The following is a 23,044-nucleotide window of genomic DNA, read 5'->3' as shown; positions in this document are numbered from 1 at the left end:
GGGCGCTTGAAACCTGTCGGCCAAACTCGACCTCACGTGACCACAACGGCTATGCAGGCGAGCATGATGGCGAGCAATAACCCTGTGTCTAAAGGTATTACACTGTCCCCCTCGGATGGATGCTTCGGCTCGTTGCGGTCCGGGCCCCGTCACGAGGTGAAGCGCTTTCCTTAGATGCCCCCAAGCACGCGCCCACGCTGGGTCGGTTGCCAGCCTCGGTTCTGACCTGAGGTTCCGACGGTTTCCCGGACGGGTTGGTCATTCCCCAGTTTTCCGGCATCAGCGCTGAGGTGATGTGAGCTGATGGAGGTAGGTGGTTTCGAATTCTAGAGGTGTGCGCCAGCCCAGGGCGGAGTGTCGGCGACGACGGTTGTGGAGGCCTTCGATGTATTCGAAGATCGCGTTCGCCAGTTCGATGCGAGTGTTCCAGCGCTGGCGGTTGAGTAGCTCGACTTGCATTCTCGCCCAGAATGATTCGACGACAGCATTGTCGTAGGGGTCGCCGACGGTGCCCAGCGAGGGCAGCAATCCCGCGGTGCGGGCGCGGTGGGTGAAGGTCCAGGACGTGAACTGGGTGCCGTGGTCGCCGTGGATGATGGTGCCCTCGGCGGGGCTGCGGGAGTCGATGGCCATGCCGAGCGCGTTGGTGGCCAGGTCCGAGCGTTGCCTCGAATCGATGGCCCAGCCGACCACGCGGCGGGAGAACACGTCCAGCACCACGCAGCAGTAGAGTTTTCTCTCGCGGGTGGGGTGTTCGGTGATGTCAGTAACCCACAACTGGTTCGGGGCGTGGCGGGTGAAGTCGCGGCGGACCAGATCGGTGACAGTATCGGCCGGTGGGACCCGTTTTGCCTTGCGGCGCAGGGGAAGTCCAGACAAGCCGGCGCGGCGCATCAGCAGTTCGTCTGCCTCGGTGCCCACAGCCTCATGGTGCGGCCTGAGCTCATGCGGACTGTTCCGTACGGACACCGACGTACGCCCGACCCACTGGTAGCACGAGCTCGTTATCTACCGCCACGGGACGGGGACCGACCAGAGAAGGCATAAACCCCAGTCTCGTCCTTGCCGCGCTCCGTTGGCACCTCAAGCCGCACGTGGGTCCGACTCCGAATTCGCCACGGTTCCCCGCCCCGACACTGGTACGACCATGCGCGAGTAGATCTCTCGCAAACTTTCAATAATGTCTGCGCCTCAAGCGGCCGCCCCGAGCGAACAGAGAGATACTGACGGCACTGCCCGGTGTAGGCAGGCGGAAAAACCCTACAGAAACTCGATCAGGGTTGAACGACCTCAAGCGCTGATGACAATGTCACGCTGACGATCCCAGTCCCAGCTGCTCGCTTCCAGCTGGACCACTCACACTTGCTTCGGCTGGTTGGTCGAGTTGTTGCTGCCGTCGGCGTTGCTCATCTCTGATCGCTTCGACTCTGCTCACGAAATAAGGTAGGGCTTGCTCCTCCCTCTCTTTATCGCGGTAGTCGCCTATTCGAAGCGTCATGGAGTTCAGTTCAAACTCGATAAGATCGGCGGACTGTTGCAGGTAGAAGCTCCGTTCTCGGAATTTGAAGTAGCCCATGAACCCTGTCGCCACGCCTACTGTGAGGCTGAAAAAGATTGTAAGCCAGCGATTTTGAGGAATCGCATCGCCGAGAGCAGCGACAGTCGTAGTAATGAGAGATCCTGTGATGACGAGAGACTGAAGCCGATTGTGTCTCTTTCGGTACTTTTCACTGTCCTTCTGAAAGTGACGTATGAAGGAAGGGACATCGGCCATATAAAGTCGTTGACTTAGACCTCTATCCAGGCTTTTACTCGCCTCATCCCATTGAATCTGATCACGAATCTCCTCTAGATTTGCTTCGAGCTCCACTCGAGTGGGCAGCAACCCACGTCGCTCCCGCCACTTGATCGCAAGGAGCGCACCGCAGATGGCGACCGCGAAGATGATGCATAGAACCCCACCTTGCCGAGCATGTACGTTCTTGAGGTCGATTGTGAAGATGACTACGGCAACGATGGACAATAATGCGGCCGACGTTGTCAGGACCTGGTAGGCCCGGTTGATCAGCTGGCGCTTTTCTAGTTGCATCTCCAACATGCGCGCCTCGCGCTGCTCAGGCTTCGCGAAGGACCGACGAGCCCCCTCCTCGTTACCTGACCTGCGCCCTCCCTCAGGTCCGCTCATCCCCGCCTCTTCCGGTTGACCGTCCAGTCACGGTGCGGCTCAGTATAATTGGGCGCCTGTGGTGGTCACACTAGGGTACGACTGACCGACCAAAGTTCCCTGTGAGTTGAGGAGTCTTCCGCATGGCGTATTCGGCAGAGATCAGCCGCACCAACCCAGCGTGCATCATCTTGCTGGTTGACCAGTCAGAATCGATGGCGCAGACGGTCGGCACCGGACCTTCCCGCACCAAGGCCGTCGCAGTTGCCGATGCCGTCAACGATCTGCTGTACGACCTGTCAGTCCGATGCGCGAAGCCAGGCTTCGTGGACAACTATTTTCATGTCGCCCTGATCGGCTACGGCCGCACGGTGGGGTCTGCGTACGGTGGCGCTCTCGCTGGCCGTGACCTAGTTCCACTCTCGGAGCTTGCGGAAAACTTTCTCGAAAAGAGGAAGATGACGATAAGCGAAACCACAACATCGGGCGATGTAACACAACGTCCGGTCAGCCTGCCTAGCTGGTTAAAGCCGGCGGCTGACGGTGGTACCCCAATGAATCGGGCGCTCAAACACGCCGAATACCTGGTCGCCCAGTGGGTTGATTCTTATCCGGGCAGTTTCCCCCCAATTGTATTGAACCTCACCGACGGTGAATCGACCGACGGAGACCCAGTATCCGCCGCTTCCGCAATAGTAAGTCACGCCACGGCTGACGGCATGGCACTGCTCTTTAACCTCCACATGTCGGCATCGAAAGATGCGCCCGCCATGTTTCCGGACGACATCGAAAGTCTGCCCAATGAGCATTCTCGGCTGCTATTTAGAACGTCAAGCATCCTTCCCAGCCCTATGCGCATCTACGCCGAGCAGGAAGGGCTTCGCGTGTCGGACCGCACTCGCGGATTTGTTTACAACGCGACGATTAACGCGCTGGCCAAGTTCCTGGAGATAGGCACCCGTGCGACCGATCTGCGGTGAACCAATTCGCACCGAAATCACCAGATTCCTGGTACCTAAGCGCGGTCACACGGAGCCAGAGTGCGAAGACGCAATACGAATACTTCCGGATGAGATTACGCCGGGAAGCGAGCTTCGCTCGCCGATCGTTGCTGTGATATCCGATGGCGCCACGGAAAGCCTGCTCGCGAGGGAATGGGCGAGCTGGATCGCAATTACGACTGCTCGAATGATTCTAGATGATCCTTCCATCCTAGTTGGAACCGGAGAAGAATTCAGCGTCTTTGTGATGGCGTTACTGAAAGGCTGGCAGCGACAAAAGGCTGACTATTTATCCAGTCGAAACAAAGATGAACGGCCTGTGCAGTGGTATGAGGAACCAAAGTTGGCAGCAGGAGAATTCGCCACATTCTTGGCCGTTCGTTTAGACCCTTCATATATTATGCCGCACAGCACTGATTCCGAACGAGTCTTTGACACCGTGGTGTGGCAGTCCGCAGCGCTCGGAGATTCGTGCCTATTTCAGATTCGTGAAGGCCGAATCATAAAGCAAACCCCCATTTCCAACGCCTCTGAATTTAGCCACAAGACTGCACTCCTGGGAAGCAGAACCGAAAATTCGGCCTTGGTCTACAAGCGGACTCATTTCGACAGCGGTACCGCTGAAGCGGGTGACGATTTCTTTCTAATGACAGATGCAATGGCGAATTGGCTTCTCACTCTGCAAGATAGTTCCGACTCAGAGGAGTTCGAACGGACGGTGGCAAACCTGATAGCTTTAACAAGTAGCGGCAACTTGACGTTATTCAGATCCTGGATAGAGGAGAATCGAGCTAGCACCGATCTAAGGAACGATGATATCGCACTCGTACACATCAGCCTCTCACGATAGACCGAAATGATTGATGAACGCGCTGACAAATCACAGGTCAACCCTCTACGGAATTATCCGTCAGGAAGTCAGTATGCGCTAGCAGTGCAAAACCCTGCATTGTGCTTCAGACACCCAGAACTGGCGTACGCGACGCCAGACCTTAACTCAAATGGAATGCCCCGTGCCATTTCGGGGAATTTTGCAACCGTTTTCATACTCACTAGTCCACGTGGAAAACGTGTAGCGATCAAGTGTTTCACCTTCCACACCGATGAGCGGGCATCACGCTACTTAAAGATTGCGCAAAAGCTTGCATCCATTGATTCGACAACCCAATCTCAGCCGTGGAAGATGAACTTCGAGTACCTTTCAGTCGGCATATGCGTCGCCGGTATCTGGTACCCGATAGTCAAGATGGAATGGATCGAGGGCGTAGATCTCCTCCGCTGGATCGAATCCAATCATACGGACAGTGAATCAGTACGTCTGGTAGCGGAGAATTTTTTGTCTCTGGCAAAAGACCTAGCTCTTGCGGGAATAGTTCATGGCGATCTTCAGCACGGCAATATATTGGTAGCGCCCGACCGCACCCTGCGGCTGGTTGACTATGATGCAATGCACGTTCCATCTTGCGACGGCTCTACTAACAGCGAGACCGGACACCGCAACTATCAGCCCGTAACGAGATGGGAGGGGCCACCAACTGATTTCGATCGATTTTCGATCTGGATAATAGTTATTTCCCTCTTTTCTATCGCGTCTGATCCACTATTGTGGAAGTTGCTTCACGATCAAGGCGGCGAATACCTTCTCCTCGCGGCGGAGGACTTCGATGATCTAGATACGTCGTTATCCTTCTCAGTTCTTCGTTGCCACAGAGATCCTGCTGTTAGCGCCCTTTCAGAACTGTTTGTGCATCTAGTCACCGAGTCGACTAATATCTTGCCACTGCCAGTTATACCGGATGACATTGCGCCTGACTTGCGGCAGACAAATCCAATGCACAGCGAGCCTTTGACGTCTGCGAAGACGTCAGCCAGCACAGATCTGAATGCCTTTCATGGCAGGACTACTCTAGAGATTCTGGCTGCGGTATCGAGCCCGCTGTCATTTGTCGCACTATTCTCACTTAGCGCGGCTGGAGTAATATCGTTTTACATGGCCGTTTCATATTTTCTAGCTCTATTTTTCCTGATCACAGCGATCACGCTACTTCTTCGAAGCCGACGAGAGGAACTCAATCGGATAGACGCATCTCTCAAAACACAACAACTAGATCTCTCAAGCAGGAGCATTGCGGCCGTTGGTATCGATGAAATGGAGAGAAACTACGCACAGTTGATAGCGAACGAAAGTGCCCTGATGTCAGAATTAGCCAACGCCCGGGGACCTACGAGAATGAGAGCCCAGAAAGAGTATGCAAGAATCGAGATTGATAAGAATGCACGAAAATCTGCGATCAACGACAGATTGAATAACTTAAACCTATCGAAACGAAATGCCTGCGAGAAGCTACTACGTGAACAGAGGGAGCTTTGGGCCCGTAGCCAACTAGGCTTTTATGAACTGAGCGGGAACTCAGTGGCGGGGCTCAACCCTGGAGATAAGAAGGCGCTGAAATGCAATGGTATTCACACTGCGGCAGACTTCGCCGACGTTCATATCAGTCGCTCTTCAGCGCTGCTCATACTTCCAGACGGCCGAAGGGTAAGAATACCAGGAATAGGCCCTAAGAAAGCCGAGGAACTCATCGCGTGGCGCCGACGGTGTGAATCACACGCCCAATCCCGGTACTCCGGAACTCTTTCGGCAACTGATACCAAAAAGATTGCCAATGAGTTTAAGCCCCTAGAAGACGAAATAAAGGCTTTAGAACAGAAACTGGATGAGGACGCGTCTAGAAGACAGAACGCGGTAAACTCTGAAGCGAAACAGTGGCGCACAAATCACATTGCTGACAATCGATCCAAGTTGGAAATACTTCGACCCGAATTACATGAAATTGGCAGGAATCTGGCGGAGAAACGAGGTTCCGTTGAGGAGCTGAAACATCTCACCAATGCTCACAAGGCACTACTTCTTAGCCGGTCTCGGTTGTCATTCCCTCACTATGTGAGGTTCATACATCTCGGGGATTAACACGCCGGATCAGCGGGTGGGCGGGATGGAGAAATCGCCTCGGACGACGCTGCGGACAGTGAGAAGCGAGCACTTCCCAGCCGACCGTCAGGATGCGCACAAGACGACTGTGATGACGTGAAGGATTGGCCATGGGTGTCGGAGCGGACCCGATGACGGGTCCCGCGGTACAAGTTGTAGGGCTCGGACTGCGGTGCGGCCGCAGACAATCCGAAAGTCCCACTATCCCTTCGAATTTGAACTGACTCCGCCACATTTCCACGGAGCATCGCGTCTGTTGTAACGGGTCGAGACCTAACGAATCGGCACGCCACCCGATACTCGCCCACTGCCCCGCACCGGCGCTTGACCAACACTCCCGGATGCATACCAACCTGCGCCCACTGTCTCCGACAATAACAAGCAAGCCCCCCTGTGCCGATCGCCTCCCATCTAATAGCGTATGCACAGTGGGATTTCGAGCGAATCACAGTCTTCAGGTGGCCCGATGCCGACCATGAATACGGTGTCGATTCTGTAGTGGAACTGTGCGGAAGCCGCCCGCGACGCGGTGTACGTCCTCAGTCGTGGGCGCTTGAAAGCCGTCGGCCAAACTCCACCTGACGGTGACCACAACGGCTATGCAGGCGAGCATGACTGCGAGCAATAACCCTGTGTCCAAAGGCATTACACGGTCTCCCTTGGTTGGATGCTTCGGTTCGTTGCGGTCCGGGCCCCGTCACAAGGTGAAGCGCTTTCCCTTAGATGCCCAAAGCACGCGCCCACGCTGGGTCGGTTGCCAGCCTCTGTTCTGACCTTCCTCGACCAGGCCCCGTGCTTGCAGTCGTGTCAGGATGCGGCGCACTGAGTCGTGGCTCAGCGACAGGCCGGGTCCGGATTCAGGGGCAGCGACCTCCGTCGCGACACAAGCGATGCTCAGCGCACGGCCTGCCAGATTCAGCGCGCCGAGCACCGCGTAGTCGGGCATCTCCAGAGGTGTTACGCCGGACATCCCTGCCTCCCACCGAAGTAACGCGCATAGGTCTGTGGAGGGCTCACCGTCTCGACGTCGCAGCTGTGCATCAGCCTGTCGAGAGTGGGCTCGTCCAGGTGCGCGGCGGACGGCACGATGACCGCGTCCACGTCCGCCGACCGCACCTGATCGACCAGCCCCAGCACACATTCACTCGAGGGCCAGATCAACCGGTAACCGAGTCTGCGAGCAAGGCGGCGGCACTGCGCCAAATCCCAGCTGGCTGCAGCACTTACGTCATCGTTCACATAACCGAGGGCTGTAGGTTCCCGCCTCATGACTTACGACCTCCCGCCAAATCACGCTGCTGGGAATTTCACGGGCGAAGTAATCGTGGCCGTCCGGCAGCGAACCTGAATCAAGGTTCTCGAACCTGAGATCGCTATCCCAGCCATGACAGGTCTACAGAGGGAATACGCTTCGCATACACACCATTGCGGCCACGAGGCGGGAGTGGCGATGATCGTGCACAAATGGACCCGGACCGAAGTCCGCGCCTTGCGCAAGGCAGCTCTGCGGCAAACGCAGGAAGAGTTCGCCGACACCGTCGGGTACGTCGCGCCCACGGTGAAGAAGTGGGAGCGTACAACCGAAAAGCGCCCAGTGGCAGGCAGATCCGCCGAAGCGCTGGACACGCTCCTGGCCAGACTCGACCCAGACCAGCTCGCTCGGTTCGCCGCGGCGTTGTCGCTCCCGCAGGAAGTGCGAACACCATCCAGCCCGATCGATGGCAACCTCATAGCCGAGGACCCACAGGGCGATGAACTCGATCTCTACCATTCGGAGGACGGGGACGCGGTGAAGCGACGCGAATTCGGAAAGCTGGCCGCGGCCGGAGCCGCCACGACATTGATCGGAAGCGGTACCAACCACATTGGCCGATCCGATGTGCAGCGGCTGATGGACGCCGTTGCCGCCCTCACCCAAGAGGACCAACGCATCGGCGGCGGACAACTGGTCGACTTCGCCGTGGAACAGCTAAGCAAGACCAAACACCTGCTCGATACCGGGTCCTACGACATCGCCACGGGCAATGCGTACACCAGTGCGGTCGGGGAACTCGCCGCACAAGCCGGCTGGCTCGCCTACGACGCCGACCGACATGCGGTCGCGCGCCGCTGCTATTCCGACGCCCTCGCGCTGGGCGCGGAAGCGAACGATGCCAACGTCCTCACGCACGCGTGTCTCTCCTCCGCCACGCAAATGATCACCTTGTCGCGAAGCGGTGCCGGTAGTCCGTATCACGCCCTCAAACTGATCGATCGCGCCCGGAACCTGTTGCGCGGCGGGCCACCAGGCCGTGTCCATGCCCTGATCGCCGTACGTGATGCCCAGGCGTACGCCGTGCTGCTGGATCGGCCTGCATTCGAGCGTGCAATCGGAACCGCGTGGCGCGAACTCGAGTACGCGATTGCTCATGAACCAATCGACGCGTGTCCACAATGGCTCAGGTTCGTCGATCGCCAGGAGATCCTCGGGCACGAAGCCCGTGGCTCGGCAGACCTCGGCGACTTCGACCGCGCATTCGCACTGTTCGAGACAGTTGCCGCGGGACAAGGCAACGATCGCAATGACGCGAACTTGCGCGCTTGGACAGCCAACACCCATGCCCGCCGTGGCGACCTCACCGAGGCTGTGAATCACGCCATGCCCGTAGTCACCGAGTTCGCCGAACTCTCTTCCCCTCGAACGCTGCGAGTCCTCGAACCAGTCAGACAAGCGGTCGACCAGCTGGCAATCGGCGGGGACTTCCGCCATCAATTCGACACCCTGGCACGGAAAGTGATCACCGCATGACGCCGCCCGCCGGTCTGAGTTTCCAGCGCCTGACAGCTTCGCAAGCCCGCGAACAGCGCGAGACTGTAGAGGATGTGTTTCGCCGCTCGTACGTGGAAGCGATCGACGCCGGTGACCTCTTCGAAGCACCCGCGGAATTCATGCACCGATTCGGTGCATACACCAGCCCCACTCGCGCGGGTGACTTCGAGCTGGTCTTCGCCTACCTCGACGGCAAACCGGTCGGTCAAACCTGGGGCTGGCCGCTGCTGCCGGATACCATCTGGTGGCAGATATCTCGCCTCGACATCGCGGACACCGACCTGGCTGCCTTCACACACGAGACGGGCAACCGCACCTTCGCATTGAGCGAGATCATGGTGTGCAACGAGTACGCCGGGCGAGGGATCGCACGCGCCCTTCAAGACGAGCTACTCAACGGCCGTAGAGAACAACGCGCCACACTGCTGGTCGACCCGCAGAATTCCCGCGCATACAACCGATACTCACGGTGGGGCTGGCGGAGAGTCGGAACGATGCGACCGGACTGGCCCGATGCGCCGACCTTCGATGTCTTGGTTCGCAGTCTCATGTGAGTGGACTATCGCGCAGGGTGAGGAATCGATCGTCGTATGTGTGGCCAAGTCGGCGGCCGATGTGGCTGTCCGCTCCCCGGGCGCCAGCATTAGGGCCAAGCGACCCCGTTTTCGCAGCGCTATCTGGCACGTATCTGGCACGAAAAAAGCAGGTCAGAGCCTTTTAGGGCTCTGACCTGCTTTTTTGTTGTGGTCCCAGCTGGGATTGAACCAGCGACCCTTCGCGTGTGAGGCGAATGCTCTCCCGCTGAGCTATGAGACCTTACGGGTGTTCGGCCCTGCGTTGTTGTGCTGGTCGAACGAGAAAGAACATTAACACGCACTACCGGGGACATACCAAATCGCGTGGACAACGGCGTAAAAACGCGGTGCGACCGTGGGGATGGGGGTGGTGGGTCCGCGTGGCGGAGAGGCGGCCTCAGTGGGGTGCGGGCGGTGGCTGGGCGACGCGCCGGAGGGCGTGGACACACCTTGGCTGCGCTTTCGGTGATGCCGGCGCGCTGGAGACATAATCCGGGTCGTACGCTGCCGAACGTTCACTGAGCTGTTCTCGAATCACAGGGCTGTAGTTCACTTTTACCCCCATCTACCAGGCGATTTGTTGCTTGCGCAGATAGTCGGCTAATGTTCTCTCTCGTCAGCCGGACAGCCGCGAGGCACCGGGGGACAGAATGCGGATGTAGCGCAGTGGTAGCGCATCACCTTGCCAAGGTGAGGGTCGCGGGTTCAAATCCCGTCATCCGCTCGAAGGCCAACCCGGCCTTGGTTGGCGGTGTGGCCGAGTGGTGAGGCAACGGCCTGCAAAGCCGTGCACACGGGTTCGATTCCCGTCGCCGCCTCTTAGAGGCAAATGAAATCTCGCGCGATTAGCTCAGCGGGAGAGCGCTTCCCTGACACGGAAGAGGTCACTGGTTCAATCCCAGTATCGCGCACCAGAGTGGCAGAAGGGCCCGGCAGGGATGCCGGGCCCTTCTGCTGTTTCCGGGGCAAACCGGGCATTGACAGCGGTCCTGGGGGTCAATAACTTGTTGGTTGACTAGTAAGTAAGTGGGCCGAGGGGTTCGCCAGGGTTGAAGGGGTCGCCTCGTGAAGGTTCGGCATTTGAACTGCGGGACGATGCGTTTGCCGACCGGGGTCGAGGTGGTCTGCCATGTGCTGCTGATCGAGACCGACAGTGGGCTGGTGCTCGTCGACAGTGGGTTCGGGCTCGAGGACATCGCGGAGCCTGGGCGGCGGATCGGGGCGTCGCGGCGGTTGCTGCGGCCGGTGCTCGATCCCGATGAGACGGCCGCTCGGCAGGTCGAGTATCTCGGGTTCCGGCGGGCGGATGTGCGGCACATCATCACCACCCACTTCGATGCCGACCATATCGGCGGGCTGTCCGACTTCCCGCACGCCACCGTGCACACCACGGCGGCCGAATATCTTGGCGCGGTGGCGAATCCGTCGATGAGGGAGAGAATTCGGTTTCGCACCTCCCAGTGGGCCCATGAGCCGGCGATCGTTCAGCACGAACCGGAGGGTGAGAAGTGGCGTGGTTTCGCCGCGGCGAAGGAGCTCACCGAGATCGCTCCGGGAATCGTGCTGCTCGCGCTGCCGGGGCACACTCGCGGTCACGCTGCCGTGGCTGTTGATGCCGGTCATCGCTGGGTTCTGCACGCCGGAGACGCTTTCTACCACTCCGGCACCCTCGACGGTCATTCCCACGTGCCGGCCGTGCTCAGCGGGATGGAGACCGCTATTGCCTGGAACGTGAAGCAGGTCCGCGACAATCACGCGCGCCTCGCCGAGCTCTACCGGCGCAATGACCCGGACCTGCTGCTGGTCTGTGCACACGATCCCGCCCTGCTCGAACACGCCAGGGCGACCGAATAGCCGACCGGCAGCAGCACATTGGTGACAGGAGACGATGATGAGCCGAGGTAGTGCCTCCGAACGCCGCTCGCAGGAGGAACGCCGCGGCGAGGCGGAGCGGCGGTTGCTCGAGGCGGCGGCCGAGGCGGTCGCGGAACTCGGGCCCTCGCAGATCACGCTGGCGACTGTCGGTGAGCGGGCGGGGTACAGCCGCGGGCTGGTCACGCACCATTTCGGGTCGAAGGGCGCGATGATGGAGCGGCTCGTGGGCACTGTCTCCGAGCAGTTCCGCGAGGAGATTCTAGGCAAGACCGGATCGGGAATCGAGGCGCTGCGCGGATTCCTGGATATCTATTTCACGGTGGTCGCCGATCTCCCGCCGATCAATCGCGCCCGGCTGGTGCTGTGGGCCGATGCGGTGGCGACACCCTCGGAGCGGCGGGCGATCGTGCTGGCCTCCGATCGCGAGTTCCGCGAGGAGTTGACCGAACGCATCACGCAGGGCCAGCGGGCCGGGGAATTCGCCGCCGAGGTCGATCCACGGGGACTGGCCATCACGGTGGTCGGCGTATTGCGCGGTATCGCACTGCAATCGATGCTCGACCCCGAATTGGACCTCGCCGCGGGCCGTCGCGAACTCGAGCAGATGCTCTTCGCACGGCTTGCCCCGCAACATATTTCGGATCCCCACAATGAAGGGCAGCAGCGATGAGCCGGATCTTCGGCAGTATCACCCAGCTCGGGTACGTCGTCCGCGATATCAAGACCGAGATGCAGCGCTGGATCGATCAGGGTGTCGGCCCCTGGTTCTACGTCCACGACGTGCAGACCGATAACTTCACCTACCGAGGCGCACCTTCGCCGATGAAAATGAGTGTGGCACTGGCGAACTCGGGTGACTTGCAGATCGAGCTGATCCAGCCTCGCAATGACGCGCCGTCGCTGTACAAGGAGTTCCTCGACTCCGGCCGCGAGGGTCTGCAGCATATTGCGTACTGGACCAAGGATTTTCAGGGACTGTACGACAAGGCGCTGGCCCTGGGCTACACCGTCGGGCACGAGGGCTGCATCGGCGGCGAACTCGGGCGATTCGCCTACCTCGATACCGAGAAGTCCCTCGGGCACATTATCGAGATCTCCGATATCAGCGGCCCCAAAGGCCAGTTCTTCGAATACATCCGGGAGGTCGCGGCCACCTGGGACGGCGACGAACCCATTCGCGGCGAGGTCGACAAGCTCGCCTGACTCTATTCGTCCTGCCTCGCAAAGGATTTGACCATGGATTACCCCGAGACCGCGCACTTGCCGAGCGAGCTGCAGGAGGCGCTGAGCACCCACAGCGCCAATATCTACCGGATGGTGGCGCACTCCCCCGGCATGGCGGCGAGTTTCCTGTCGATGGCCGATGCCATGCTGCAGGCCAACTCGCTCCCCCTGCCATTGCGGGAGCTGGCGATCCTGCGCGTCGGCCATATCTATTCCGCGCCATACGAAATCCATCACCACGAGCGATTCGCGCGCGTCGTCGGCCTCGGCGATATCGCGATCGCGGCCGCCGCCACCGGATCCGCCGACGGCCTCAGCTCCGAGGAGGCGGCGATTCTCACGCTCACCGATCGGCTGCTGCTCAGCCACACCCTCGATGACGGCGACCGCAAGACCGCACTGGAGTTTCTCACCGTCACCCAGCTGGCCGACTTCGTGCTGACCGTCGGCTTCTACCAGCTGGTCTGCAACTTCCTCAATGCCTTCGATGTCACCACCGACGGCGAGCCGTTTTGACGCAGCGCGCGACAGCTTCCGGAATCTGTCATGCTGCACGACTGTTACCCGTCCTGATTCGAGGAGAGGTAGGTCGAGGGATGAAGACTCTGGCACTGGTGGCTGTGTCGTCGATACTTCTGCTCGCAGGGCAGTTCGGAACCGAGGGCGCGGCCGCGGCGCAGAGTTCCGGATCGCTGGACTATCTGGTCGGACTGCTGGCCGATCGCATCGATACCGCTGACACGGTGGCCGCGGCGAAGTGGGCCGTCGCGAGCCGCAACGGACAGGAGCCGGTCATCGACGATCCGGTGCGGGAGGCGGCGATCTACGACGCGATGGCGCAACTGGGAGCGCAGCGGAACCTGCCGGAGTCGTGGGTGCGCGAGGTTTTCCTGGGGCAGATCGAGGCGAGCAAGCTCGTGCAGCGTGGGCTGGTGCTGCAGTGGCGCTCCGGGCTCACAGCGGCCCCCACGCCGACAATGGATCTCGCGGCGGTTCGCCCGGTGATCGACCGGGTCGATACCGCGATCATCGCCGAATTGGCCGCTCGGCGAACCGAACTGGCGAGCGCCGATTGCGCGGCCCGGTTGACGAGCACCGTGCTGGCGACCGCCGGCGCACGGCGGGCAGATCCTCTGCACGAGGCAGCGCTGGTGCGGGCATCTACCTCACTGTGTGCGGCGCCGGGCCTGCGTTAGAAATCCGGGCGCAGGGTCACCTCGATAGTCGGTGGTGCGCGCACCACAGCGGGTGCTAACGTTCGGCGCGGCCGGACCGACCGGTACGGCCGAACTGCATCGGGGGGGTTCCCGTGTTCAATTGGTATGTCGGTTTGCTGGCCGTCAGTGGTGTTGTCATGCTCGCGATGGCGGCGGTGAGGAACGGGCAGAGCGCCGGGTCGCGCAGTATGAATGCCATCTTCGGGGCCGGATTCCTGGGCTATGCGGGGTATCTCGCGTTCCTTTTCGACGGTGGCTCGTATCTGATCTTCTTCCAGGCGTTCCTGCTGCCGGTGATGATGGTGGTGAACTTCTTCCGCAACCGCACCCCGCGTCCGAAACTCACCGAGACGCAGAAGGCGTGGCGCGAGTACCAGGGTTCCGAGCAACAGCGGTAGGGGAATTCGGGTGATCAGTCCTCGGCGTCGCGGACGATGAGGGCGAGCTGGACTCGGTTCTCTACGGCAAGTTTGGCGAAAAGCCTTCCGGTGTGGGTCTTTACGGTGGCAACACTGAGGTAGAGCTCGGTGGCGATTTCGGCGTTGGACAGGCCGCGGGAGATCGCGCGGGCAATGTCGAGCTCTCGGGCGGTGAGTTGATCGAGGGCGCGGCGGGCGGTGGCGCGGGCCGCGTGATGAGCGTCGGTGGGTAGGTGTGCGGTGGCGGCGGTGATGAGTTGTGTTGTGACGCTGGGGGAAAGCATCGGGCGACCGGCTGCGGCGCCTTTGATGGCGGCGATCAGGTCCGGCGGCGGGGTGTCCTTCAGGAGGAAGCCGTGGCTGCCCAGGCGCAGGGCGCGCAGCACCATATCGTCGGAGTCGAAGGTGGTCAGGACGACGATGCGCGGCGGTGTGCGCCAGGTGAGGAGTTCGGCGGTGGCGCTGAGGCCGTCGCGGACCGGCATGCGGATGTCCATGAGCACCACATCGGGATGTTGTTCGCGGACCACATCGATGGCTTGGGCACCGTCGGAGGCCTCGCCTACGACCAGCAGCGCGGCGTCGCCCCCGATGATCAGTGACAGGGCAGCCCGCACGAGTTGATCGTCGTCGACGAGCACTATGCGAATCGGTGGTGCGACAGCGGAATTCATGAGACCTGCACCGAGGCGGGCCAGGGCAGAATGGCGCGCAGCCGGAAGCCGCCCTCGGGCTGATGACCGAACGATATGGTGCCGCCCAGCAATTCGGCTCGCTCGGTGAGGCCGAGGAGACCGTATCCGGAGACCGGCGCGGGCGCCGCGGACCCGGTGGTGCCGGAGTCCAGTACGGTCACGGTCAATTCCTGTCCTTCCGCGCCTTCGATGCCGACCCAGACCGTCGCTCCGGGAGCGTGTTTACCGACATTGGTAAGCCCTTCCTGCACAATGCGATACGCCGTGCGGGCGCTCTTCGTCGGCGGCTCGCTGGCGGTGCTGTCGGTGAGTGTGACGTTCAGCCCGGAGATGCGCGCATCGGCCACCAGGGTGGGCAGCGCCGCGAGCGAGGGTTGCGGTGGTTCGGGTGGATCGGTGGCATGGAGTTCATCGGCGCGCAGGACACCGAGCACATCGCGCAGTTCCTCCAGGGCCTGGCGGGAGTTGTCGGCAATGGTTTTCGCAATGGCGCCGACCTGCTCGGCGGACAGGTCGGGACGGTAGCTGAGCGCTCCGGCCTGCATGGCGACCAGTGAAATCCGGTGTGCGAGTACATCGTGCATTTCGCGCGCGATGCGGTGCCGTTCGAGAATTCTGGCTTCGGCGGCACGCGCGACCTGTTCGCGTTCGGCTATTTCGGTGCGCTGCTGCAGCGACCACAGTTCTTCCCGCCGCGCCCCGACCGCGAAGCCAACCGCGACGATCGCCATGACGGCGACGACCATGAAACCCGCGGTGAACCAGTACTGTCCCGGTCCGTCGCTCTGCACATCGAGAGTCGGATAGAGCACGCTGATCACCACGCCCGCCACCACGAAGCCCACCGCTACCGACAGCGTTTCCGCATAGCGGCGTCGCGTCGCCAGTGAGCACATGGCCAGCAGCCCGGCTCCGCTGGCGGTGGTCGATACCGCTGAGGCGGCGGTCGTGATGGCGGCGACAGCAACCGGATAGCGTCGCCGGAACAGGACCAGCACGATGCTGCACACCCCGATGATCGGGTCCGCGGTGAACAACCAGACCCGCAGCAGTCGATGGACGTCCGAGGGCAGCTCATTGACGGTGAGAATCCACGTCAACACGCTGAATGCCAGCACCAGCAGCAGTCGCCAAGTCTGCTGCCACCGCTGTAGTGGCGCCGGACCTGGGCGCAGGGGTGCGATGCTAGCGGTCATCGAGCCAGCATTGCCGGTGGGAGGCTCTCGCGCATCCGCCTGTGGTCTACGACTCGATCGCCCGAAGTATGACGTTGTCCCGACCCGCGATCGATGTCGCCGCGGCCGGGGGCCGTCAGGATGGAACCGCAGCGGGCAACCGGACCGCGAACCTGAGGAGTGTCGTGCGGATCTCTCGGCGAATCATTTTGGGCGTGCTCACGGTCGGGCTCGCGGCGTGCGGTACCGATAGCCATGCGACGCCGGCCGCTGATCTCGCGGGCACCCTCGAGCCGATCCGGAGCGAGGCCGCGATCCCGGGCATGGCGGCGGCGGTGTGGAAGGACGGCAGGCTCGTCGCTCTCGGCGCGACGGGTGTGCGGAAGTCCGGCGATCCCACGCCTGTCACCATTGCCGACCAATGGCATCTGGGATCCGATACCAAGGCGATGACCGCGACGCTGATCGGCCTGTACATCGATCGCGGCACGCTGCATTTCGATGATCGGCTCGGCACGATTTTCGCCGGTGATCCCCTCGACCCCGTCAATGCGAATGTCACCCTCGAGCAGTTGATGCAGCACCGCAGCGGCATAGCCGACGGGCCGCCGGACAGCGATTCCGACGATTACCTGCACGGCACGCCCTCGGAGATCCGGACCCGAGCTGCGCGCGCCGTCCTGGCCGCTCCCCCGGCGCGGCCGGTCGGGACATACGCCTATTCGAATATGGGCTATGTGACGTTAGGCGTTGTGCTGGAACGGATTACGGGCAAGTCCTGGGAGGACCTGATGCGGTCCGAGCTGTTCGGGAAGCTAGGAATGGATTCGTGCGGCTTCGGCCCGCCGGGAACTCGCGACACGGTGGATCAGCCGTGGGGGCACACCGTGGTCGAGGACAAGCCGGTGCCCATGGCGCCCGGGGATCCGGCCTCGGACAATCCGCCCGCGCTCGGTCCGGCCGGGACGGTGCACTGTTCGCTCACCGATTGGGGCAGGTTCCTCGCGGTGCATCTCGCGGGCGCGCGCGGCGAGACCACAATGCTGACGACGGCCACCATGGACAGGCTGCATCAGCCGCCGAGCGGTGGCGATTACGCCGGGGGCTGGATGGTGGTCGACCAGCCGTGGGCGGGCGGGCGCGTGCTGGCGCACGATGGCAGCAATACCTTCTGGTACGCGTCGGCGTGGATCGCGCCGGAGAAGAACCTGGTGCTCACCGTGGTCGCCAATCGTGCCGACGAGCGCGCGACGGCAGGCATCGGCAAGGCGGTCACCGCGCTGACCGACACCTACGCCCAGCACTGACGTTGTGCCTCGCCGGCTCGGCACCGACCATTTTCGGTCGCTCGTGGTGTCCATCTCTATGAAAGGACCATCTTTCGGAGAGTAGGAGCCACTATGCGAGGGATTCCGCCGAGCAGGGGAACCGGGAGCGAGGCTCGGGCGCTGGAGCTGCTGGAGCTGGCTCGGGGCGGCGACGGTGAGGCGTTCCGCGGGCTCGTCGAGCCGTATCGCCGCGAGTTGCAGGTGCACTGCTATCGCATCCTCGGCTCGGTACAGGACGCCGAGGATCTGCTGCAGGAGACATTGCTGGCGGCTTGGCGCGGGCTCGGCGGCTATGAGGAGCGGGCGTCGGTGCGGACCTGGCTGTACCGGATCGCGACCAATCGCTGCCTCAATGCCCTACGGGCCGGGACCCGGCGTCCGCATGATCTCGCGGTCTACGAGACGGAGGTTCCGTTGCCCGAGCCATCACGTCGCCGTCCGGAACCGAGCTGGCTGGAACCGTATCCGGATCTGCTGCTCGACCGGATTGCCGACGATCTGCCGGGGCCGGAGGCGCGCTACGAGGCCAGAGAGTCGGTGTCGCTGGCATTTCTGGCTGCGCTGCAACAACTTCCGCCGAGGCAGCGCGCTGTGCTGGTGCTGCGCGATGTGCTGGGATTCCGGGCGGCCGAGGTGGCGAACATTCTCGATACGACCGAGAGTTCGGTGACCAATGCGCTGAAGCGCGCACGCACCGCCCTGGCCGATCCAGCCTCCGGTCTCGACAGGGAGAGCGCTCCCCTGCCGAATTCACCACAGGAGCGCCGGGTGGTGGCGGATTTCATTCGCGCGTTCGATGCCGGGGATGTCGAGGCGATCGTGGCCGTGCTGACGGACGACGCCTGGCTGACCATGCCGCCGGTCCCGCTGGAATACCAAGGCGTGGAGGCGATCCGGCACTTCTTCAGCACCGTGGTGATGCGCAACGGCCCCCGGCATGTGCTGATCCCGACACGGGCGAACGGCCAGCCGGCCTTCGGCTACTACCTGCGTGATCCGCGGACGCCGATTCTGCACGCGCACGGAGTACTCGTCTTGACGTTGAGCGGCAATCGAATTGCCGCGATGACGCGATTCCACGACAACTCGCTGCTGCCGATATTCGGTCTCCCGCGCTCACTGCGGTACTGATCGACGGCTGCTACCAACACATTCGGTCTTGCACTAAGGAGTATCGGTGACTACCGACGAAGGACGAATGACGTCCAAGCAAGCGTGGGTACTGGGGCTTGCCTCGGTGGCGTCATTCATGATGGCCCTGGACAGTTTGGTGGTGACCACCGCGCTGTCCACGATCCGGAAGGATCTGACGGCCTCGGTCGAATCACTCGAATGGACTGTCAACGCATACAATTTGACGTTCGCGGTACTGCTGCTGACCGGCGCCGCACTGGGCGATCGATACGGACGCCGCCGCATGTTCAGCACCGGGCTGGCGGTATTCACCCTCGCCTCGGTGGCGTGCGCGCTGTCGCCGAATATCGGCACGCTGATCATGTTCCGGGCACTGCAGGGTGTCGGCGCCGCCATGGTGCTGCCGCTCTCGCTCACCCTGCTCACCGCGGCTTTCCCGCCACAGCACCGGGGCCGGGCGATGGGGCTGTACATGGGCATTACGGGGCTGGCGACGTTCAGTGGACCGTTCATCGGCGGCGCTATCGCCGAAGGGCTGGCGTGGCAGTGGATCTTCTGGCTGAACCTGCCGATCGGGTTGATCACCATTGCGCTGACGGCACGGCGAATCGACGAAAGTTTCGGCCCGAATACGCGTTTCGATCTGCCGGGGGTCGCGCTGGTGACCGCGGGCGGGTTCGGCATCATCTGGGGTCTGGTGCGCGGAAATACGGCCGGGTGGCGCAGTGCGGAGGTGCTGAGCACGCTGATAATCGGTGTGGCACTGGTGATTTCCTTCGTGCTGTGGGAGCAGCGCTCGAAGGCGCCGATGCTGCCCATGCGGTTCTTCCGGCTGCGGGCGTTCGCCACGGCGAATCCGGCCAATACGCTGGTATTCGCCTCGCTGTACGGCACATTGTTCTTTCTCGCGCAGTACTTTCAGGTCGTGCGGGGTGACGGGCCGCTGGGCGCCGGCCTGCGGCTGATGCCTTGGACGGCAACACTATTGGTGTGCGCGCCGATCGCCGGAAAGTTGACCGATAAGGTCGGCGAGCGGAAATTCGTGGTCGGCGGACTGCTGCTGCAGACGCTCGGCGCGGGCTGGATCGCCCTTGCCGTGGGGACGAATACGAATTATCTGACGCTGCTGCCCGCACTGATCATCGGCGGGGTCGGACTCACCATGGCCATGCCGGCGGCGCAGAAGTCGGTGGTCGGCGCCGTGCAACCACACGAGATCGGCCAGGCGTCCGGCGCGTTCATGATGCTGCGCACCTTCGGTTGTGTATTCGGTGTCGCGGTGTCGGTCGCGGTGTTCTCGAGCGTCGGAGGGTATTCGTCGCCGGAGCAGTTCAGCAAGGGATTCTCGGCGGCGATGGGTGCGGTGGCCGTATTCGCGTTCGCCGGGATGCTCATCGCGCTCGGAATGCCGGGGAAGCGTGCGGTCGAACCACTGCGGGCGGCAAGTGCCGAGCCGGAGAGTGTGCCCTCGCCGCTCTGACCCCGTCATTCGAAATATGCAGTCATGCTACTGATTTGGAGGATATCGATGAGTACAGATGTGACAGTGCTGAAGGTGCGTGCCGAGTTGCTGCGGGATCTCCATCGCGGAGAGATGCTCGTACTCCCCAATGCGTGGGACGCGGCCAGCGCGGCGATCGTGGCCGAGGCGGGGTTTCCCGTCGTCGCCACCGCCAGTGCGGCGATCTCGGCGATGCTCGGCTATCCCGATGGCGAGGGTGCGCCGTGGCAGGAGATGTTCGCCGCGGCCGGTCGTATCGCGCGGGCGGTATCGGTCCCGGTGACGGTGGATGCAGAGGCGGGGTACGGCATGCGGCCGCGCGAGCTGGTGGATCGGCTGCTCGATATCGGAGCGGTCGGCTGCAACCTGGAGGACACCGATCATCGGGCGGGCGGTCTGGTCGACGCCGAGACGCACGCTCAGTGGCTCGCCGGCGTCCGTTCCGCCGCCGATGATGCCGGAGTCCCGATTGTCATCAATGCGCGCGTGGATGCCTTCCTGCCGGTCGCGGGGATTGCCGAGGCGGAACGGGTCGCGGAGGCCGTCCGGCGCGGGCGGCGCTATCTGGACGCCGGAGTCGACTGCGTCTATCCGATCGGCGTACGGGACAAACGCGATATCGCCACGCTTGTGAGCGAACTGCCCGGCCCGGTCAATGGCAATACCGGAGAGTTCCTGGATCTGGCGACGCTGCGGGAGCTGGGCGTGGCACGCGTGTCGTACGGCCCCCGGTTCTACCGGGCCGCCCTGGCCGATCTGAAAGTCGCTGTCGAGCACCTGCTCAGCTGATTTACGATGCTGCTCAGGTCCCGCAGTGCGGTGGGTTCGAGCCGCGGTGCGGGAATGCAGTCGCCCCGAGCGAAAGGCAGCGCCGCATGACCACCGCACGCATGATCGCCGTCGTGGCCTGTGTCCTCGCGATTTCCGGGGCCGGTGTGGTCACCGGGCCCGCCGGTCCGGCGCAGGCGTACGGACCGGCGTCGTGTGTACCGGGAAATCCGTTGCAGCCCACCGCCGAACTGTTCGCGACCGATAATACCGACACGATTACCGATCCGAATGACCCCAGGTTGAACGATCAGCTGGGGTCGTTCGAGATCAGGGTGGATGCGACCGCGGTGACCGAGCTCGCGCTGCCGGTGTGGTCCGATCTGCTGGAGGGTGTCTTCTGGTCCGAGCAGAGCGGTACGGCGACCTATGAGCGGTCGCGGGATTTCCATCTGGCGTGTACGGACAGTCGCAATCTGTTCTGGATCGCCGATGATGTGCGTGTGCGGTACCACCAGGAATCGGTGCTGACATTCGAATTGCTGCCCGCCGATGATGCGCGGGCGAATGCCGTCAGCATTACCGTCACCGGGGTGGATCGGACGCGTTTTCACGATGCGCTGGTGGCTGATCCGGCGGTGCGGGATCGGATCGGCGGCGGATCGGTCACCGATTCCGGGGCGTTGATTCTGGTGATCGATCGTGCCGATCTCGAATTGACCCGGGATTTTGTCAGCGGTCTTGGCGGGCAGTGGGATTCGGCCGGGCTGCAATACGGTGACAGGGAATTCGTCGGCTCCTGATCAGCATCCGAGTAGCTGCCGTGCGGCGATTGCTGTTCCCTCGGTGCGTATTTCGGTGGCGAGGGAGCGTGCCCGGGCCACCGTATCGGCAGTCAGTGCTCGATCCAGTGCTGCGACAAGGGGATCGGTGGCGGGTTCGCCGAGGGGCAGTGCTGTGCCGATGCCGAGCGCCTCCACTCGGGAGGCCCAGTAGGGCTGGTCGTAGCGCTGCGGCAGCACTACCTGCGGCACACCGGATTTCGCGATTGCCGTAGTGGTTCCGGCGCCGCCGTGATGGACGACGGCGGCCATCCGGGGGAACAGCGCCTGCTGGTTGACCTCGCCTATCGCCAGGCAGTCGGGGGCCTCGTCGATCGGAGACAGGTCGGTCCAACCGCGTTGGACCACTGCGCGATAGCCGAGTTTGCGCGCCGTCTCGATCAGGATCCGGCTGAACTCCGGCGCCACGTGCATGCTGCCGAAGCCGAAGTAGATCGGCGGTGCTCCGGCGTCCAGGAAGGCTTCCAGTTCGGCGGAGAGCGGGCGGTCGTCGGGGACCAGCCATGCGCCGGTTTGCAGGACAGGCAGGGCGGCGGGTTGCGGCCAGGGGCCCAGGATCGGGTCGGCGGCGAGCCACGGGTTTTCGGTGAAAATGTAGCCGCGGACGTCGGCCACCGGCGGCAGGCTCAGGGCCGCACGCTGGGAGTTGAGCGGATCGGACCAGATCTGGTTCCAGCGCTGGGCGTCCTGCTCCCAGAGGGTCGGGACGTCGGTGGTCGTGGGTGGCGGGCCCGGCATGGGCGGCGGGGCCAGGTGCGGATTGGGGAGGGTGTTGGGACTGTAGGCCGCGTAGACGTACGGGATGCCGCGTTGCTCGGCAAGGCTGTGCGCGGCGATTTGCAATGCGCCGCAACCCAATACGATGTCGCAGCCGTCGACGGCCGGGGCGATGAACTCGAACTGGGTGGCGACCGTGTCCGGGATCTGGCGGCGCAGTTCCTCGGGCGTGGGTTTCGCCCCGCCGCGGCCGAAGTGGCGGACCTCGGGACCGATCGGGACGAACGGAAGGTCATAGCCCGCGATCAGCTCCCGGAAGTCCGGTGGCGCGCAGAGCCGAACCTCCTGCCCGAGCGATCGCAGCCGCAGAGCCAGCGCCAGCACCGGCTGCACCTCACCGCGGGACCCGATCGTCGACAGCAGTATGCGCACGTGAACTCCTCTCGAAATGGCTTACGACCAGCGATTATGGAGGTCCGACGGGGCCTTGCGGCAAGAGGGGGTGTGCGCTATACATTGAAGTGGGAAGAAGGTCCGGCAGCCGCCGTTCTTCCCCGGCCGCTTCTACCGTGCCACTCCTCCCCCAGCGCCTTGCGCACCCCCGTTAT

General features: G+C 62.4%; 23 protein-coding genes and 4 tRNA genes. 19 read left to right on the top strand and 8 right to left on the bottom strand.

Annotation, left to right across the window (positions count from 1 at the left end):
• Positions 1-279: 279 nt before the first annotated feature.
• Together OG326_RS15860 and OG326_RS15855 are read right to left on the bottom strand one after the other, a co-directional pair.
• Positions 280-969, bottom strand: a complete 690-nt coding sequence (locus OG326_RS15860) for an IS3 family transposase (protein WP_442790965.1) — start codon at positions 967-969, stop codon at positions 280-282.
• A gap of 340 nt (positions 970-1,309) precedes the next feature.
• Complete coding sequence (locus OG326_RS15855; RefSeq protein WP_327145395.1) at positions 1,310-2,185, bottom strand: DUF4231 domain-containing protein; 876 nt, start codon at positions 2,183-2,185, stop codon at positions 1,310-1,312.
• Positions 2,186-2,307: 122 nt separating this feature from the next.
• Here OG326_RS15855 and OG326_RS15850 point away from each other — a divergent pair, with 122 nt between their 5' ends.
• From OG326_RS15850 to OG326_RS15840, 3 genes are all read left to right on the top strand, one after another.
• Entirely contained in the window at positions 2,308-3,144 is an 837-nt protein-coding gene (locus OG326_RS15850) for a vWA domain-containing protein (RefSeq protein WP_327145394.1), read from the top strand.
• A gap of 208 nt (positions 3,145-3,352) precedes the next feature.
• Positions 3,353-4,015 (top strand): hypothetical protein, encoded by a 663-nt coding sequence (locus OG326_RS15845; protein WP_327145393.1) that lies wholly within the window; start codon positions 3,353-3,355, stop codon positions 4,013-4,015.
• A gap of 6 nt (positions 4,016-4,021) precedes the next feature.
• Complete coding sequence (locus OG326_RS15840; protein ID WP_327145392.1) at positions 4,022-6,136, top strand: AarF/UbiB family protein; 2,115 nt, start codon at positions 4,022-4,024, stop codon at positions 6,134-6,136.
• A 718-nt stretch (positions 6,137-6,854) separates the two neighbouring features.
• Here the strand turns inward: OG326_RS15840 and OG326_RS15835 are convergent.
• A complete protein-coding gene (locus OG326_RS15835; RefSeq protein WP_327145391.1) occupies positions 6,855-7,103 on the bottom strand; it encodes a hypothetical protein in 249 nt (82 codons plus the stop codon).
• A gap of 11 nt (positions 7,104-7,114) precedes the next feature.
• On the bottom strand, positions 7,115-7,426 hold the full coding sequence (locus OG326_RS15830) for a hypothetical protein (protein WP_327145390.1): 312 nt from the start codon (positions 7,424-7,426) through the stop codon (positions 7,115-7,117).
• 181 nt (positions 7,427-7,607) lie between these two features.
• Here OG326_RS15830 and OG326_RS15825 point away from each other — a divergent pair, with 181 nt between their 5' ends.
• Both OG326_RS15825 and OG326_RS15820 read left to right on the top strand, forming a co-directional pair.
• Entirely contained in the window at positions 7,608-8,945 is a 1,338-nt protein-coding gene (locus tag OG326_RS15825; RefSeq protein WP_327145389.1) for a helix-turn-helix domain-containing protein, read from the top strand.
• Positions 8,942-9,520 (top strand): GNAT family N-acetyltransferase, encoded by a 579-nt coding sequence (locus tag OG326_RS15820; RefSeq protein WP_327145388.1) that lies wholly within the window; start codon positions 8,942-8,944, stop codon positions 9,518-9,520. Before OG326_RS15825 ends, OG326_RS15820 begins: the two co-directional genes overlap by 4 nt.
• A gap of 190 nt (positions 9,521-9,710) precedes the next feature.
• Here OG326_RS15820 and OG326_RS15815 read toward each other — a convergent pair.
• Positions 9,711-9,782: transfer RNA gene (locus tag OG326_RS15815), tRNA-Val, on the bottom strand.
• 411 nt (positions 9,783-10,193) lie between these two features.
• On the opposite strand from OG326_RS15815, the gene OG326_RS15810 reads away from it, so the two are divergent.
• The 9 genes from OG326_RS15810 (at position 10,194) to OG326_RS15770 (ending at position 14,255) form a co-directional block, all read left to right on the top strand.
• Positions 10,194-10,265: transfer RNA gene (locus OG326_RS15810), tRNA-Gly, on the top strand.
• Between the two features lie 23 nt (positions 10,266-10,288).
• A tRNA-Cys gene (locus OG326_RS15805) sits at positions 10,289-10,359 on the top strand.
• Between the two features lie 21 nt (positions 10,360-10,380).
• Positions 10,381-10,455, top strand: a tRNA-Val gene (locus OG326_RS15800).
• A gap of 151 nt (positions 10,456-10,606) precedes the next feature.
• A complete protein-coding gene (locus OG326_RS15795) occupies positions 10,607-11,395 on the top strand; it encodes an MBL fold metallo-hydrolase (RefSeq protein ID WP_327145387.1) in 789 nt (262 codons plus the stop codon).
• Positions 11,396-11,432: 37 nt separating this feature from the next.
• Complete coding sequence (locus OG326_RS15790) at positions 11,433-12,086, top strand: TetR/AcrR family transcriptional regulator (RefSeq protein ID WP_327145386.1); 654 nt, start codon at positions 11,433-11,435, stop codon at positions 12,084-12,086.
• The gene (locus OG326_RS15785; protein ID WP_327145385.1) at positions 12,083-12,619 is read left to right on the top strand and encodes a VOC family protein; all 537 of its coding nucleotides are present in this window, start codon (positions 12,083-12,085) and stop codon (positions 12,617-12,619) included. Before OG326_RS15790 ends, OG326_RS15785 begins: the two co-directional genes overlap by 4 nt.
• Before the next feature lie 33 nt (positions 12,620-12,652).
• Positions 12,653-13,156, top strand: a complete 504-nt coding sequence (locus OG326_RS15780; protein ID WP_327145384.1) for a carboxymuconolactone decarboxylase family protein — start codon at positions 12,653-12,655, stop codon at positions 13,154-13,156.
• An 80-nt stretch (positions 13,157-13,236) separates the two neighbouring features.
• A complete protein-coding gene (locus OG326_RS15775) occupies positions 13,237-13,836 on the top strand; it encodes a chorismate mutase (protein WP_327145383.1) in 600 nt (199 codons plus the stop codon).
• Positions 13,837-13,949: 113 nt separating this feature from the next.
• Complete coding sequence (locus OG326_RS15770) at positions 13,950-14,255, top strand: hypothetical protein (protein WP_327145382.1); 306 nt, start codon at positions 13,950-13,952, stop codon at positions 14,253-14,255.
• A 14-nt stretch (positions 14,256-14,269) separates the two neighbouring features.
• On the opposite strand, the gene OG326_RS15765 is transcribed toward OG326_RS15770, so the two are convergent.
• Together OG326_RS15765 and OG326_RS15760 are read right to left on the bottom strand one after the other, a co-directional pair.
• On the bottom strand, positions 14,270-14,950 hold the full coding sequence (locus OG326_RS15765; RefSeq protein ID WP_327145381.1) for a response regulator transcription factor: 681 nt from the start codon (positions 14,948-14,950) through the stop codon (positions 14,270-14,272).
• Entirely contained in the window at positions 14,947-16,167 is a 1,221-nt protein-coding gene (locus tag OG326_RS15760; RefSeq protein ID WP_327145380.1) for a sensor histidine kinase, read from the bottom strand. Before OG326_RS15760 ends, OG326_RS15765 begins: the two co-directional genes overlap by 4 nt.
• A 164-nt stretch (positions 16,168-16,331) precedes the next feature.
• Here OG326_RS15760 and OG326_RS15755 point away from each other — a divergent pair, with 164 nt between their 5' ends.
• The 5 genes from OG326_RS15755 (at position 16,332) to OG326_RS15735 (ending at position 21,680) form a co-directional block, all read left to right on the top strand.
• Positions 16,332-17,453: a serine hydrolase domain-containing protein gene (locus OG326_RS15755; RefSeq protein ID WP_327145379.1), complete on the top strand. Its 1,122-nt coding sequence runs from the start codon at positions 16,332-16,334 to the stop codon at positions 17,451-17,453.
• Between the two features lie 93 nt (positions 17,454-17,546).
• Positions 17,547-18,605, top strand: coding sequence for a sigma-70 family RNA polymerase sigma factor (locus OG326_RS15750; protein ID WP_327145378.1), 1,059 nt, complete (start codon positions 17,547-17,549; stop codon positions 18,603-18,605).
• 46 nt (positions 18,606-18,651) lie between these two features.
• Positions 18,652-20,088 (top strand): MFS transporter, encoded by a 1,437-nt coding sequence (locus OG326_RS15745; protein ID WP_327145377.1) that lies wholly within the window; start codon positions 18,652-18,654, stop codon positions 20,086-20,088.
• Between the two features lie 48 nt (positions 20,089-20,136).
• Positions 20,137-20,898: an isocitrate lyase/PEP mutase family protein gene (locus tag OG326_RS15740; RefSeq protein ID WP_327145376.1), complete on the top strand. Its 762-nt coding sequence runs from the start codon at positions 20,137-20,139 to the stop codon at positions 20,896-20,898.
• A gap of 86 nt (positions 20,899-20,984) precedes the next feature.
• Positions 20,985-21,680 (top strand): hypothetical protein, encoded by a 696-nt coding sequence (locus tag OG326_RS15735; RefSeq protein WP_327145375.1) that lies wholly within the window; start codon positions 20,985-20,987, stop codon positions 21,678-21,680.
• On the opposite strand, the gene OG326_RS15730 is transcribed toward OG326_RS15735, so the two are convergent.
• Positions 21,681-22,868 carry a glycosyltransferase gene (locus tag OG326_RS15730; RefSeq protein WP_327145374.1) on the bottom strand — a complete coding sequence of 396 codons (1,188 nt, stop codon included), beginning with the start codon at positions 22,866-22,868 and terminating at the stop codon, positions 21,681-21,683. It lies immediately after the preceding gene.
• Between the last annotated feature and the right edge of the window lie 176 nt (positions 22,869-23,044).

The organism is Nocardia sp. NBC_01327, from assembly GCF_035958815.1.
GTDB lineage: Bacteria > Actinomycetota > Actinomycetes > Mycobacteriales > Mycobacteriaceae > Nocardia.
Note: the sequence above shows the minus strand (reverse complement) of the source record. Positions and strands in the feature narration are given on the sequence as shown.

What these genes read in the sequence shown, in the direction of transcription:
- OG326_RS15850 (WP_327145394.1), top strand. Translation starts at nt 2,308, where the DNA reads ATGGCGTATTCGGCAGAGATCAGCCGCACCAACCCAGCGTGCATCATC.
- OG326_RS15830 (WP_327145390.1), bottom strand. Translation starts at nt 7,426, where the DNA reads ATGAGGCGGGAACCTACAGCCCTCGGTTATGTGAACGATGACGTAAGT.
- OG326_RS15760 (WP_327145380.1), bottom strand. Translation starts at nt 16,167, where the DNA reads ATGACCGCTAGCATCGCACCCCTGCGCCCAGGTCCGGCGCCACTACAG.
- OG326_RS15750 (WP_327145378.1), top strand. Translation starts at nt 17,547, where the DNA reads ATGCGAGGGATTCCGCCGAGCAGGGGAACCGGGAGCGAGGCTCGGGCG.
- OG326_RS15825 (WP_327145389.1), top strand. Translation starts at nt 7,608, where the DNA reads ATGATCGTGCACAAATGGACCCGGACCGAAGTCCGCGCCTTGCGCAAG.
- OG326_RS15740 (WP_327145376.1), top strand. Translation starts at nt 20,137, where the DNA reads ATGAGTACAGATGTGACAGTGCTGAAGGTGCGTGCCGAGTTGCTGCGG.
- OG326_RS15820 (WP_327145388.1), top strand. Translation starts at nt 8,942, where the DNA reads ATGACGCCGCCCGCCGGTCTGAGTTTCCAGCGCCTGACAGCTTCGCAA.
- OG326_RS15840 (WP_327145392.1), top strand. Translation starts at nt 4,022, where the DNA reads ATGATTGATGAACGCGCTGACAAATCACAGGTCAACCCTCTACGGAAT.
- OG326_RS15780 (WP_327145384.1), top strand. Translation starts at nt 12,653, where the DNA reads ATGGATTACCCCGAGACCGCGCACTTGCCGAGCGAGCTGCAGGAGGCG.
- OG326_RS15790 (WP_327145386.1), top strand. Translation starts at nt 11,433, where the DNA reads ATGAGCCGAGGTAGTGCCTCCGAACGCCGCTCGCAGGAGGAACGCCGC.
- OG326_RS15855 (WP_327145395.1), bottom strand. Translation starts at nt 2,185, where the DNA reads ATGAGCGGACCTGAGGGAGGGCGCAGGTCAGGTAACGAGGAGGGGGCT.
- OG326_RS15735 (WP_327145375.1), top strand. Translation starts at nt 20,985, where the DNA reads ATGACCACCGCACGCATGATCGCCGTCGTGGCCTGTGTCCTCGCGATT.
- OG326_RS15835 (WP_327145391.1), bottom strand. Translation starts at nt 7,103, where the DNA reads ATGCCCGACTACGCGGTGCTCGGCGCGCTGAATCTGGCAGGCCGTGCG.
- OG326_RS15765 (WP_327145381.1), bottom strand. Translation starts at nt 14,950, where the DNA reads ATGAATTCCGCTGTCGCACCACCGATTCGCATAGTGCTCGTCGACGAC.
- OG326_RS15775 (WP_327145383.1), top strand. Translation starts at nt 13,237, where the DNA reads ATGAAGACTCTGGCACTGGTGGCTGTGTCGTCGATACTTCTGCTCGCA.
- OG326_RS15845 (WP_327145393.1), top strand. Translation starts at nt 3,353, where the DNA reads ATGATTCTAGATGATCCTTCCATCCTAGTTGGAACCGGAGAAGAATTC.
- OG326_RS15785 (WP_327145385.1), top strand. Translation starts at nt 12,083, where the DNA reads ATGAGCCGGATCTTCGGCAGTATCACCCAGCTCGGGTACGTCGTCCGC.